General features: G+C 36.4%; 10 protein-coding genes and 2 pseudogenes. 7 read left to right on the forward strand and 5 right to left on the reverse strand.

Features of this window, described 5'->3' with window-relative positions:
* Window positions 1–219 precede the first annotated feature (219 nt).
* From G3O09_RS00605 to G3O09_RS22840, 5 genes and pseudogenes are all read left to right on the forward strand, one after another.
* A complete protein-coding gene (locus G3O09_RS00605; RefSeq protein ID WP_163099028.1) occupies window positions 220–456 on the forward strand; it encodes a hypothetical protein in 237 nt (78 codons plus the stop codon).
* A 153-nt stretch (window positions 457–609) separates the two neighbouring features.
* On the forward strand, window positions 610–972 hold the full coding sequence (locus G3O09_RS00610) for a hypothetical protein (protein WP_205439578.1): 363 nt from the start codon (window positions 610–612) through the stop codon (window positions 970–972).
* Window positions 973–1,113: 141 nt separating this feature from the next.
* Window positions 1,114–1,905, forward strand: coding sequence for an alpha/beta fold hydrolase (locus G3O09_RS00615; RefSeq protein ID WP_163099030.1), 792 nt, complete (start codon window positions 1,114–1,116; stop codon window positions 1,903–1,905).
* Window positions 1,906–1,926: 21 nt separating this feature from the next.
* A complete protein-coding gene (locus G3O09_RS22835) occupies window positions 1,927–2,139 on the forward strand; it encodes a phosphatase PAP2 family protein (RefSeq protein ID WP_338048394.1) in 213 nt (70 codons plus the stop codon).
* Window positions 2,140–2,160: 21 nt separating this feature from the next.
* A pseudogene (locus G3O09_RS22840) lies at window positions 2,161–2,454 on the forward strand (phosphatase PAP2 family protein); the annotation flags it as partial.
* 542 nt (window positions 2,455–2,996) lie between these two features.
* Here the strand turns inward: G3O09_RS22840 and G3O09_RS00625 are convergent.
* On the reverse strand, window positions 2,997–4,244 hold the full coding sequence (locus tag G3O09_RS00625) for an MFS transporter (protein ID WP_163099674.1): 1,248 nt from the start codon (window positions 4,242–4,244) through the stop codon (window positions 2,997–2,999).
* A 316-nt stretch (window positions 4,245–4,560) separates the two neighbouring features.
* Window positions 4,561–4,872 (reverse strand): annotated as a pseudogene (locus G3O09_RS00630) (efflux RND transporter permease subunit); the annotation flags it as partial.
* A gap of 221 nt (window positions 4,873–5,093) precedes the next feature.
* Here G3O09_RS00630 and G3O09_RS00635 point away from each other — a divergent pair.
* Window positions 5,094–6,827, forward strand: a complete 1,734-nt coding sequence (locus tag G3O09_RS00635) for an ABC transporter ATP-binding protein (protein ID WP_163099032.1) — start codon at window positions 5,094–5,096, stop codon at window positions 6,825–6,827.
* Between the two features lie 66 nt (window positions 6,828–6,893).
* On the opposite strand, the gene G3O09_RS00640 is transcribed toward G3O09_RS00635, so the two are convergent.
* Window positions 6,894–7,841: an NERD domain-containing protein gene (locus G3O09_RS00640; protein ID WP_163099034.1), complete on the reverse strand. Its 948-nt coding sequence runs from the start codon at window positions 7,839–7,841 to the stop codon at window positions 6,894–6,896.
* 355 nt (window positions 7,842–8,196) lie between these two features.
* Between G3O09_RS00640 and G3O09_RS00645 the strand changes: the two genes are divergently transcribed.
* Window positions 8,197–9,045 (forward strand): alpha/beta hydrolase, encoded by an 849-nt coding sequence (locus tag G3O09_RS00645; protein ID WP_163099037.1) that lies wholly within the window; start codon window positions 8,197–8,199, stop codon window positions 9,043–9,045.
* A 352-nt stretch (window positions 9,046–9,397) separates the two neighbouring features.
* Here G3O09_RS00645 and G3O09_RS00650 read toward each other — a convergent pair whose 3' ends face one another.
* Together G3O09_RS00650 and G3O09_RS00655 are read right to left on the reverse strand one after the other, a co-directional pair.
* Window positions 9,398–10,657 carry a helix-turn-helix domain-containing protein gene (locus G3O09_RS00650; RefSeq protein WP_163099039.1) on the reverse strand — a complete coding sequence of 420 codons (1,260 nt, stop codon included), beginning with the start codon at window positions 10,655–10,657 and terminating at the stop codon, window positions 9,398–9,400.
* A 215-nt stretch (window positions 10,658–10,872) separates the two neighbouring features.
* A complete protein-coding gene (locus G3O09_RS00655; protein WP_275898284.1) occupies window positions 10,873–12,609 on the reverse strand; it encodes a M4 family metallopeptidase in 1,737 nt (578 codons plus the stop codon).
* Between the last annotated feature and the right edge of the window lie 205 nt (window positions 12,610–12,814).

The raw sequence follows: 12,814 nt of genomic DNA on the forward strand, positions 1-12,814 counted from the left end.
AATAAAATTTCCCATTTTTGTTTCTTTCACTATTACGTTAGTTCATTTTTAATGAAAAAAGACCCCACATTTGGAGGTCAAATTATTAGCTTATTCAGAATACCCTTACAGTAATTTGTGATATAAGCGGAATTTTCATTGGGACATAGTCCAAATTCATGCTGATTCATAAGATACATCATGATTTAAAGTATGTATGAGGAAGGATGAAGCGAGGTAATGTACTTTAATAATCCATATTATAATCCGTATTACGTTCCCTATAGAGATTTAAAAAGCGAAACATTGAATGCCATTATGCCCTTTGTGGAACATGGTATAAAAGAATCTATGTATACTTCTCACATTCATGCACTAACAGAAGTGGCTGCTATGGCCTATTTGCTTGGAAAAGGATATGATCCACAAACGGCATACAAAACAGTAGAATCATGGGAAGTAAATGAGCAGTTTTAATTATTTTATCCATTTAATCTACATCTAACCTAACAAACTAGACGTATTCAGATACCAAAACATTCCCAGCATTATCAAACGCTTCAGTGAAAATAATAAATTATGGATGGTTAAATTTATTCCGTTCCAAATTTATGATCGAGGAAGTGTTTGATGATGAATAACTGGTTACCTGTCCTTTTTGGTATGGCTAAAAGACAGAACATATTAAGAATGTTTGGCAGAAAAAGAAACAACAGAGGGATGTTATGGGCAACGTTGATCGGTCTTGGTGTTAGTGCTGCAGCATTTGGCATAGGAAGAAATCGACAAAACAATATAGCCGATTCTGCACAAAGCTTAATGACTGATTTTAAGTTGCCTAATCTTGGCAAGATGCCGAAAATGGCTGCATTAGCGGAATTTGCCGAGGAATTAACTCCTAATACTATGAAAAATAATTCCAATAATCCTTCGACTAATTTGAATAAAAATCCAAATATTAATTCAAATTCCAACCCGAATTCGAAGCAATAGAGAAGTTAGAAATGCCCACTACTTTAGTGGGCATTTCTTCTTTAAAGAGTGGAACCATGAATATTTCACCTTTTATTTGAAGAAGATATCCATGTCAAATACATGTTAATGTTTAGAGTAATTTCCTGAGGTGATTAATATATGCCTATGATAGCAGTCGAGGATGGAGTCCACCTATATTTTACTGTTACGGGACAAGGAGTACCCCTAGTTTTAATACACCCTCCAGTTTTGAGCAGTATGAATTTCAAGTATCAAGTAAAGGATTTATCCCGGGAGTTCCAGGTAATTACCTTTGATATTCGCGGTCACGGAAGAAGCAATCATTCATCAAAACCAATATCTTATCCGCTAATAGTTGACGATATAATCACAATAATGGATCACTTGGGAATAGAAAAAGCCTTCATATGTGGATATTCAACAGGAGGGTCCATCGTACTGGAATTTTTACTCAATTATTCTAGCAGAGCTTTTGGAGGAATTGTAATAAGCGGTATGCCATGTGTAAGGGATCACTACATAGAAAAGAAAATTTCTAATGGAATAAATATCGCGGAAAAAGGAGCAGTCCCTTTATTGGCAGCTTCTATAGCTTGGACCAATTCTGATACAAAAGATTTATTTCTAAAATTGTTTTCAGAAGCCAAAAAAGGTGATGCCAAAAATATCGAGGAGTATTACCTTTATAGTTTGTTTTATGACTGTACATCTCGACTTCAAGATATAAAACTCCCCGTGTTACTGCTGTTTGGCAGTAAAGATAAACCATTTCACCCTTATGCTAAACTGTTACATGAAAATTTGCCGAGTAATGAATTGGTCTTAATTGAAGGGACAAAGCACCAACTTCCAACAAAAGCATCTAAAAGAGTAAATGCACTTATTAAAAATTTTGTCACTACCCAAAGCAAATTGAGTTCGAACTGCTGACCAAGGAGGGAAAAGTAACAGATGGATTATAGAATGTTCAAAGCAATTAATGGACTTGCAAGCCGATCATTAATATTAGATATGTTCATGATTCTCATTTCCAATAAAATCCGTTATTTATATGCTTTTGTTCTTATTTTCATGTGGTTTCGAGATGAATCCTATAAAAAAGTTACTATTAATACGGTAATATCTCTCCTTTTTACAATGATGGTGAACATTTTGATTAAATAGGTTTATTTTAAATCACGTCCATTCAACAAACTGCGTACAATCATGCTCATTCCCTCAAAAAAAGACTCTTCTTTTCCAAGTAAACATACCTTGTTAACGTTTGCTGTATCCACCTCTATTCTTCTACGCAAACGTGGCCTTGGCATGGTCATGTGGTTATTATCAAGCTTGACAGGATTGTCACGTATCTGGGTTGGCCATCATTATCCAGCAGATATTATTTGGAGTGCAGTTTTAGGTAGTTCCATAAGCGTTGTTTCGGATATTTATTTGGACTTTAAAAGAAAATGCATGGGAATTAAAAAAACAATTTAATTTGATAATCCCATGTTTTTACTTTAGCTCTAAACCCCAAAAGCTTATGCGCTTGAAAATCCATGATTGTGCCTTATTATTTTTAGGCAAAGCCATAAAAAAGGATCAAAACTAACATTTTGAATGAACTTTTAACTCCATTCAATACTCCAGTATGCATTTTCAATTTCATTTCTACCTGGAAACCCATTATCTTGTATGATATTTAATAGCATTTTTGAAGGGACCACAAATCTTTTATCGAAACTGAAAGAATTAAAATCGAAACTGGAAAAATACATTCGAACCATGAAAAATACATTCGAAACGGACAAAATACAATCGAAAATTCACAAATATCGATTATTCGACAAAGCCATCCCAAAGCCTAACAAAAATTCACTCATTAGTTAGATCAATTTTAATGTTCAAAATGGCTAGGTTATGAATGATTGGTACTTTTAGAAGTGACTGGTGCTTATCCATGATGGGTGAAGTTATTTTCAGGGTAGCCTTGCTAATAAAAAAAGACTCGCCGTAAAAGCGAGCCTTGTTCTCTCATACTATTCTTTAGAAGCCAGAACACCTAAGTCGGTTTGTACCTTTTGATTGTATAGTGGCAAAATAAAAATCATCCCAATGAAAAATAATATTGCCGCTACTTCAAACATTGCAACCAATGAAAATTGCTCCTTCAATATACCAGCTACACTCATGGTTAATACCATGGATCCTGCGAAAAGAGGACTTAAAATACCATTAACCCGACCAATGAAGGCCTCTTCTGATTTTTGTAATATTAACGTATTGATTCCAATGTGGATACATGGCATGAATAACCCGTTAAAAAACTCTGCAGTTAAAGTAATCCATAAATTTGTTGAAAATCCCATTACTGCCATGCCAATGGCATTCACGAGCATCCCTATAACTAGCAATCTTTGTGGAGCTACCTTTTTAGCAAACATCATGGCAACTGCCCCACCTAAAATCATTCCAATACCATTGACCATAAACAACCATTGCAGGTTTTCCTTCGGCAATCCCAATTGCTCAGTCACTAGGAAAATGGAAAGTGGATGTATGAAACCGATAGCAAGACCAACTGCCATAAAACAAAATCCTAAAAGCTTTAATTCGATCTTTCCTAACACGTATTTAATCCCACTCTTCATTTCTTGTAGAAGAGTTGTTCCTGCAGCTTCTTCCAACTGACGATCTTTCGGAAGAAAAGCAAGTGCAGCTGCAGAAAGGATAAATGCGATACCTGTTACAGCAATTGAGATTTCAATGCCAAATGATTGGTATGCGAACGTTCCAAGAATCGGCCCTAATACCATGAATACCGCAAAGACCGTTTGATAAACAGACATTCCCGCCTGTACTTGGTCTGCAGCTAAATGCATTTTAAACAACTTCATTCCAGAAGGCTGGGAGAATTGTGAAAGAATCGCAGAAATTAAAGTAGCAAAAAATACCACTTCCCACGTTCCAAATAAAAGCGTTATTAATACAGCAAACACTGATAATGCACTTAAAATATCACACCATACCATCGTCTTTTTCGGAAGCCAACGATCAGCAAAAGTTCCTCCAATAAAGGAAAAAATAAAAATCGGCGCAAACTCTGCTACGGAAATCATTGAAACTGCAAATGCATCCCCATTGGTCTTTTCCATTACAAATAATAAAACAGCAAAGTTCCTAACCCATATTCCTATTTGTAGAAACACTCCAGATATGATAATTGCTTGGAACACACGATTACTAAATAAGTTATTAGACAAAATATTTCCCTCCCCAGTTTGTATGAATAGTTTTTCTCCGCAAAAAAACCCCCTGTTACATTATGGACAGGAGGTAGTACGATACATTCAAAAATGTCAAAAATATCTCCAAAAGAAGAGACACAATGATCACATTTAAAAAAGTACAGACTAATCCTATCCGAAAAAAGATCGTAACTATAACGAATTTTTTCTAGAGAAATAGGATTAGAAGATCATTGTGGTAAATTCACCCTTTTCATTTTTGGTTACTTAAAGATTAATCCGTTATGGAATAAATATCAAGACTTTTTAAAGGAGCAGGAGTAAACTCCACTAATACTCCTACTCCTCTATTTCATTATGCAGCCTTATTTAGGCGTTCCTTTTTACTTTTTCTAAAGAAAAACAATTCATATAATACAGGGATAAGCACTAATGTTAGTAATGTCGGGGATGCCAAACCTCCAATGACAGTCAAGGACAATCCTTTTGATATGAATGTTCCAGAAGAAGTTGTAAATGCAATCGGCAACAAGGCAGCAATTGTAGCCAATGCAGTCATTAATATTAGACGTAGGGTTTTACCCGCTTCAATCAATCATTCCCGTATCGTTAATCCTCTATCTTCACGATTTTTCGTAATCCGGTCTGTCAACACAATCGCATTCGTCAAGTTAATTTTATAATTTTACTTATTTGAAGGGATTGGCCTCCGGTAGTGTCTTTACATACGGCTTGGGGCTTATAACTATATAAGTCTACCTAATAGAATTTTCCTTTTAATTTTCATGGTGTTATTGTTAGGTATGGGGATCTTTTTTAGTAATCTTACATTTTAAAAACTAGATTAATTCAGAAATAAAGTTAGATTTTAGATAGGAGCCAATTTATATGAACGAATCACAAGGCGGATTAAAACCATTTTTCTCATTAATTCTGTCAACTAATATTCCAAAAACCGCTTTAGTCATAGGATTATCAGCAAGTTTACTTACAACTCTTGCTGGACTAGTTGTTCCTTTTTTAACGAAGAATTTAGTGGATGGTTTCTCTGTTGAAGCATTAAGCCTTCCACTCATGCTCAGCATTGGTGCAGCCTTCATTATCCAAGCGATAATCAGCGGGTTATCTATTTATTTATTAAGCCTCGTCGGTCAAAGGATTGTAGCAAGCCTTAGGGAAAGAATGTGGCTAAAATTAATCCGTTTACCTGTAAACTATTTTGATAAGCAATCCAGTGGGGAAACGGTTAGTCGACTCGTAAACGATACAAGTGTAGTAAAAGAGCTAATCTCGACTCACTTTCCGCAATTCATTACCGGCATCATTTCAATAATTGGCGCAATTACCATCTTGTTTATCATGGATTGGAAAATGACACTTCTGATGTTAACCTCGGTTCCCATAACATTAGCCATTATGGTTCCACTTGGAAGGAAGATGGCGAAAATATCCCGTAACTTACAGGATGAGACAGCCTCCTTTACAGGTAATATCCAACAAACTCTTAGTGAAATTCGCCTTATGAAATCCTCAACCGCCGAGGAAAATGAGGAAGTTAACGGGTTAAAGGGGATTGAAAATCTACTTGGCTTTGGTTTGAAGGAAGCAAGGATTTTTGCTTACATCGGTCCTATCATGTACCTTGTCATCATGGTTGTTATTGTTTTGATCATTGGGTATGGAGGAATGCGTGTTGCCAACGGAACGATGTCGACGGGGTCGCTCGTGGCCTTTTTGCTCTACCTTTTCCAAATCATTTTTCCCATTACATCGTTCGCCATGTTCTTTACACAGCTTCAAAAAGCTAAAGGAGCAACAGAACGCATCATAGAGATTTTAGGTATGAATTTGGAAGAAGGACAAGAGGGGATAGAATTGGACATTACAAACCAACCTATCCGTGTGCAAGATGTGTCATTTGCATACAGTGAGGAAGAACCTTTACTTCAAAATATTACGTTTGAAGCAAGCCCAGGAGAAATGATTGCTTTTGCTGGTCCGAGTGGTGGTGGAAAAACCACCATGTTTGGATTGCTTGAACGGTTTTATGAGCCTACTTCAGGAGAAATTCGGATTGGAAATACTCCGATAAAAGACTTATCAATGGAGTCCTGGCGTAGTCAAATTGGCTACGTATCTCAAGAAAGCGCCATGATGGCAGGTACAATACGCGAAAATCTATGCTATGGCCTGAAGAATGTAGAGGACATAACAGATGAACAGCTTTGGCAAGTTGCTAAAATGGCATATGCTGATGAATTTATTCAAGCATTCTCCCATGGGTTGGACACTGAGGTTGGTGAAAGAGGAGTAAAGCTTTCTGGCGGACAAAGACAAAGAATCGCTATTGCCCGTGCATTCTTACGTGATCCAAAAATACTCATGATGGATGAAGCCACAGCAAGCCTCGACAGCCAATCAGAAGGTGTAGTACAGCAAGCATTAACAAGGCTTATGGAAGGCCGTACGACATTTGTCATTGCCCATCGTTTATCTACCATCGTTGATGCAGATAAAATCATCTTCATTGAAAAAGGAGCTATAACCGGAATTGGAAAACATCATGAGTTGATACATTCCCATGAGTTATATCGAACATTTGCTGAGCAACAATTGGCATAGAATTATTCAACATACAAAAGAGCAAGTCTATTAAATGGACTTACTCTTTTTTTAATGGGATTAATCCTAATCCAGGAAATACGATTTCCCTTTCTTATACCCCTTACTTTTCTTTGAATTTAATATTCGTTTGGTTGTATGAATAGAATTAATATGTAGAAAGTCTCGGGCTTGTAGATTCGTAATCTCACTACTTATTAAGAGTGAATAATCCTTTAATGCTTGTAGGTGAGCATTTTTCGAGGTAAAAGAACAATGTTCGCAAACCCATCCCCCATGAATTCTTCTCATAGAATAAATGGAACAGTGTGAACATTGAACACCTTTTTGAAGATCTGTAATGGGAATTTGATATCTTTGTAGAATGTCAGGGGATAATTTAATGTGGTCACATAGTAGCTTTTCAATTAAGAGAGCTTGATTAAAAGAGGAATTTTCTTCAACCTTATGCTTTTCTTCAAACTTCATTATTCTTTTAGTTAGAAGCCCCTGTGGAAGAACGATTTGAGATACTGATTTATTTGAAGCTTTTATGACTGCCCGCTCATTACCAATGACCACAAGCGGTTCAATAGGAAATGACTGGATATTTGATGCAATCCTCCACTTTTCTAGCTGCTCCACATGCCTTTTCACCTGAATAATTGGATTTGGGAAAGCTTCTTCCCTATTTTCATTAATTCGAATTAACTGATTGAAGGTTTGATCAAATACTAGTGTTCCTGAAATGTTTTTCACCTCAATGATAGTTACGAAAGAAGAAGAAACTATCAGTGTATCAATTTGAAAGTAATGGGAGCCGTCGAATAAGCGGAGATCATGCAATATGGAGTATTTATGTTGGGGAAGAAAACTTAGTGGATAGTCAATGGACCTTTCGCCTTTGTAGCCCGCTAAGCTTTTGGCATAATCCTTCTTTATTATCGGTATTTTAGTATGATCATTAGGTAGCCTCCTTAATAGTGCTTCGAGTTTCTGCAATAGATCCGACTTGTTACGATTTTTAATTATCAAACTTTATCCCTCCTTTTAAGATAAAAATAATTTCTCCTGCATCGTGTGATTCTCCTGCTAAATGCTAATTATCATTGGAATTTCATTTTTAATAGCTAAAGATTCGAAATAATAGCTAATTATATTTTTTTATAGCGAAATAATGATGATATTAGCTTTATTCCTATTTTATCAGCGAACTCTCCTAAAACAGAATCCACTTTCAATAATTCTAAACAAAACCTCCTTAAATTATTAGCGTTAAACCCCTTGCATGTATTTAAGAGGTTAAACTGTGATACTTGCACAAATTCTTATTATTTGAATAGATTGGTATTTGATTACTCCTTAGAATAAATATAAAGATGGTGAATTTATGCACAATTTTCTTATAGATTCTTACAAAACTAATTACAATTCTAGTTGGGGAAATGGGTACGAAGCTATTTTCGTACAGGAAGGGTATATTAATAGAGATTTTGATTGGCATCAACCACCTTTGACCTTCGTGCTTGTCCATGGTTCATGGGCAGACTCAAGCTTTTGGAGAGGGATTTCTGAAGAATTACGAAATTTAGGGCATATAGTCTACACTCCAGATTTACCTGGACATGGTCAAGATAAAAACAAAAACGTGACACACTCAATCATCACAAAATCTGTTGTTGACTATATTCATGTACACGATTTAACGAATATCATTCTTGTCGGTCACAGCTTTGGCGGTTCAGTTATACAGAAAGTAGCTGAAAGAATTCCAGAGCGAATAAGGAGGTTAGTATTTTGGAATGCCTTTGTCATTAATGATGGCGAAAGCCTAGCAGACCAGTTCCCTTCGTCAATACAGCAATTTTTTTTAGGTTTAGCTAACCAGTCTTCTGATAATACTATTCTACTTCCGTTTCCATTTTTCAGAGATATTTTTGTTAATTTAGCAGACCATACACTAGCACAGTATCTCTATAAACAAATTACCCCTGAACCAGCAAAGCCTTTCGGTGAAAAATTAAACCTAAAAAAATTTTTTCAGCTTAAGATTCCTAAGAGCTACATTAATCTCTTGGAGGATACGGCTACTCCTCCTGGTGAATTTGGCTGGCACCCCCATTTATCTAGTCGCTTAGGAATTTACCGATTAATCCAAGGTCATGGTGACCACTTTTCAACAGCACAGTCTAATCCTAAAAAGGTAGCACACCTTATTATTAAAGCCGGAAGGGATTAATTTGAATTACTTAAAAAAAGGCTGTTTTCTTAAAGTATATTGGTTTTAATGTAAATTAACTTTAACTTTCAGAGTTGATTGTAGTGGAGGGCAATCGCTCCTCGAAAATGCATTCGCATTTCCTTTGTGCGGTGTTTAATCGAGGAAGCTTATTCAATGTCCTGCGGAAAAAAGAGGGAAGTGGGAGACTCCACAGGTGGTAACGCCGAGGAGGCTCCCACCCTCCCCGCGGAAAGCAAGTGCCTCTCGCTGCAATCAACGGACAAACTATATCGTCTAATAACAACAATCTAAACGAAAAGAGCCTTAAAAAAGATCGCCTGAACTAACTCCGGCGATCTTTCCAGTCACATTACTGATGAGTAGTCTTATTGACAAAAATATCACCAATCTTCATAGCCTTTTCGAATTGCTTTGTTTTAACATAATGATTGTACAATTGTCTTCCATACTTATTAATCAATGTCATCGTGTTATTTGCCTTTAAAAATGGAAAGGCTTTGTCTTCCAAATAGATAAAGTATTGTTTTATTTGGTCCTCCACTTGTAAGATCAATAGTTTAAATAAATGCTTGTATAGTGGATTATCGAGATCTCTTGCAATTGAAAAACCTTCAGAAACCCGCTTCAATAGTTTCTTACGAGTAAATAACTCTCCCTCTATACAATTATCTAAATAATTAAATAAGCGATTAAGATATATAGAAGACTGTTTATTTGCCATGTTTAAAGCCTGTCGGTAATAATCATGAGCACTGGAGTAGTCTTTTCTTTTGTAGTATGCAAATCCTAAGTTATGAATAAGCATGGCTGTAATTTCTGTTTTACCAAGTGATTGGCTGTCATCGATTAATTGTAGGTATCGTTCAACCTTTTCCTCAAAGTCAGCTTCGGTCGCGCTTTCTTTTTGTACAAGTATAACGGATTCTGCTTGGATTGCTCTGGAAAAATTATTTGTTCTCTTAAAATATTCAAGGGCTTTTTCTGCATTGATATATGCATTTATTGTGGATTCAATCCAATGATATCCAATAGCTAAATGATAGTAAATCTCTTCATTACCGTATTCTTTGTCATTCACTCTTTTTAGTGTTTCAATGGCTTTAATACGATTTTGTGATTCGAAGTTATTACATTTTTGTAAATAGACTAACCCTAAGACATGCAAATGTAGATTTTTATCGTATGGAGACAAAATAAGATTTTGGTTTTCAATTTGATTGATCAGTTTAAGAGCTTTATCAGAATTCTGATGTAATAAATAATATCTGGATAGTAGTAGTTTATAAAGACCTGCATGGTTATTGGAAGAATTCTTTTTGAAGAAGGTATCTATCTCCTGTTTCTTCTTTTCTATTTCTTTCATTCTTTGCATAATGATTGCGTTATGCCATTGATGGAGTTTTTGCTCAATATTTTGGAACGATTCAATTTCTTTCTGGATGTCGATTTCAAGACGCTTAGAAAACAATGTAATAATTTCTGCTGAATACTTCGTCTGACCTCGTTCAATTTTACTTACATGGGTCGCTGTACATATGTCCTTTCCCAATTGTTCTTGTGATAGACCTGCTTTTTTACGGTAATATTTTATGATTTCTCCTTCTAACATGTATGTCTCTCCTTAACATAAGACAATCTAATTTAAATCAACTATCCGAATGCAATATTGTTAGTCCTAATTCTTTATTTTTGTCAGGACTTCCTTCACATTTTCTCAATTCGAAACTTCCTTCCTACAAACTTTATGGTCAAATAGTCCATAAGAAACAAGGAACTACAATAAAAAAACCATGAAAGACGAATCCTTCATGGTTTGTTCCTAAGTTATTGTGCAGGAACACCTACTGCATCATAAGCATCCATTACTGCTTTTGTTTCTTTTGATGGTGCACCGTTTTTATCCGGATAAAGGTCTCTAGCAGCTTGAATTGCAGCCTGACGCATTTCTTTAAAGCCGGATGAAGGAGTTAGGTAAAGAGTAAGTGCTCGATAGTAAATTTTTTCAGTTTTTTGTCGAGTAATTCCTGTAACTGTCACTCCGTAATGTGTGCCTCCTTCAGAAATTAGGTAGGCTGCTTTATTGTTAATACTACTGTTAATGTGAACGCCACCTTTATCTAAAGTGCCTAAGTAGCGACCATCATAATGATCTGGATATCGACCTGATGGAAGATAAGCTGTACTAAGTGCTTTAGAGCCAGGATCGCTTAGAGAACGTAATCCTCCATCCCCAGCTTTATATGGAGTGAAAATATCTTCACCCATCTCCCACTCTGAAGGGCTAGTAGTTCCATTTGCATGCATTTCAGCCAATGCCCCAAAGATATCGGCAAGCGATTCATTGATTGCACCAGACTCATCCTGGTACGTTAGGTTAGCTGTTTTTGAAATGACACCATGCGTCATTTCATGACCCGCTACATCCAAGCCTCCAGCTAATGAACTGAAGGTCACTCCATCCCCATCTCCGTAAAGCATTTGCTTTCCATTCCAAGCAGCATTATTCCATTTGGAACCGATATGAACCGTACTGATTAATGGCATACCAGTGCCATCTAAGCTGTTACGCTTGTGAATGCTTTGATAATAATTGTTGACCTTTACCGAATTGGTATGTGCAGATACAGCAGCAGGGTCAGCAAAGAAATTCGTTTTAGTTTCCACCTCAAATCCTGTGAAACCTAAAAGTCCCGAAAGCAGGATGAAGCCAGTTTCTCCCATGCGTCTTGCTTCGTAAGTATGGACTGGTACTATATTAGGATTTGTGGTTGTACCTCCTGCAATAGCTGCACCATGCAAATAGTTAGTACCAGATGCAGCATCTTTTACTGCAATAAAGTTTTGTAGTTTTCCTAAAGCATCGAGTCCTCTCCCTGAAATCGGAGTGACTTGAGGTAAATCCGCTTCATGAACAGCATTGAAACTATCAATTACTTCTCCTGTTGTAGCATCTACAAAGTAATGGAAGTATCCAGGCGCTGGTACGGAAGTGGATACCTTTACTAAATAAGTTAAGTAGTTTTTTCCTTCATAAGGGTAAATGGTCAATTCAGAGTCAATACCATCATAATGCTTAACTGTACCGATTTGGGATACAACCCCATCTTTGGCTGTTGCGATAGCATCTTCTTCAGAAATCGATGCTTCCGTTGGAATGATGGTTCGAGCTAATTTTTGTGTTACCGCCCCAAAGGATGCGTAAACATTATTATTTTGATCCAAAGCAACAGCTTGGCCAGAACCATAAATCGGAATGCCCATATACTGCTCGATAGTACGTACATGATATGTATTCGTTGTACTATCCTGAAGCTCACTTACCACTTTAAATTGATCTCCGATATTTGTAGCCATCTTTAATCCTACATCAGCTACTTTTGACTGAAGGTACGCTTTTACAACCTCTTCCTTACTTAATCCCTGTGCTTGAAATAGAATTGATGCTTCGGATGCCTTCGTCTGGGTCGTTGGAAATGCTAGTCCTCCAAATGCAACAGATAGTGCTAAAACCGTTGGAATGACTACTTTCGCCTTCATTTTCTTCTGGTTTTTCTTTTTCATAGACTCACCTCTTCATAAAATGTGGAGTTGTAACAATTTGAATTATTAAGAAATTTACGAATATGGTCAATTGGGTTAATAAATGGCCCAATTTATACACCCTCTCCCCCATTCCGAGGCAATCCGACAAAAAACTACTAGGATTCTGGGTAAAAATAACCCAATAACAATTTCCCGATTATTCAGAGATAATGAAGGCTATAAA

The organism is Peribacillus alkalitolerans, from assembly GCF_010882125.1.
Taxonomy (GTDB): domain Bacteria; phylum Bacillota; class Bacilli; order Bacillales; family DSM-1321; genus Bacillus_BN; species Bacillus_BN alkalitolerans.

Bases quoted from the DNA above. Each gene is read 5' to 3' on its own strand.
- G3O09_RS00605 (WP_163099028.1), top strand. From the start codon at position 220: ATGTACTTTAATAATCCATATTATAATCCGTATTACGTTCCCTATAGA.
- G3O09_RS00610 (WP_205439578.1), top strand. From the start codon at position 610: ATGATGAATAACTGGTTACCTGTCCTTTTTGGTATGGCTAAAAGACAG.
- G3O09_RS00615 (WP_163099030.1), top strand. From the start codon at position 1,114: ATGCCTATGATAGCAGTCGAGGATGGAGTCCACCTATATTTTACTGTT.
- G3O09_RS22835 (WP_338048394.1), top strand. From the start codon at position 1,927: ATGGATTATAGAATGTTCAAAGCAATTAATGGACTTGCAAGCCGATCA.
- G3O09_RS00635 (WP_163099032.1), top strand. From the start codon at position 5,094: ATGAACGAATCACAAGGCGGATTAAAACCATTTTTCTCATTAATTCTG.
- G3O09_RS00645 (WP_163099037.1), top strand. From the start codon at position 8,197: ATGCACAATTTTCTTATAGATTCTTACAAAACTAATTACAATTCTAGT.
- G3O09_RS00650 (WP_163099039.1), bottom strand. From the start codon at position 10,657: ATGTTAGAAGGAGAAATCATAAAATATTACCGTAAAAAAGCAGGTCTA.
- G3O09_RS00655 (WP_275898284.1), bottom strand. From the start codon at position 12,609: ATGAAAAAGAAAAACCAGAAGAAAATGAAGGCGAAAGTAGTCATTCCA.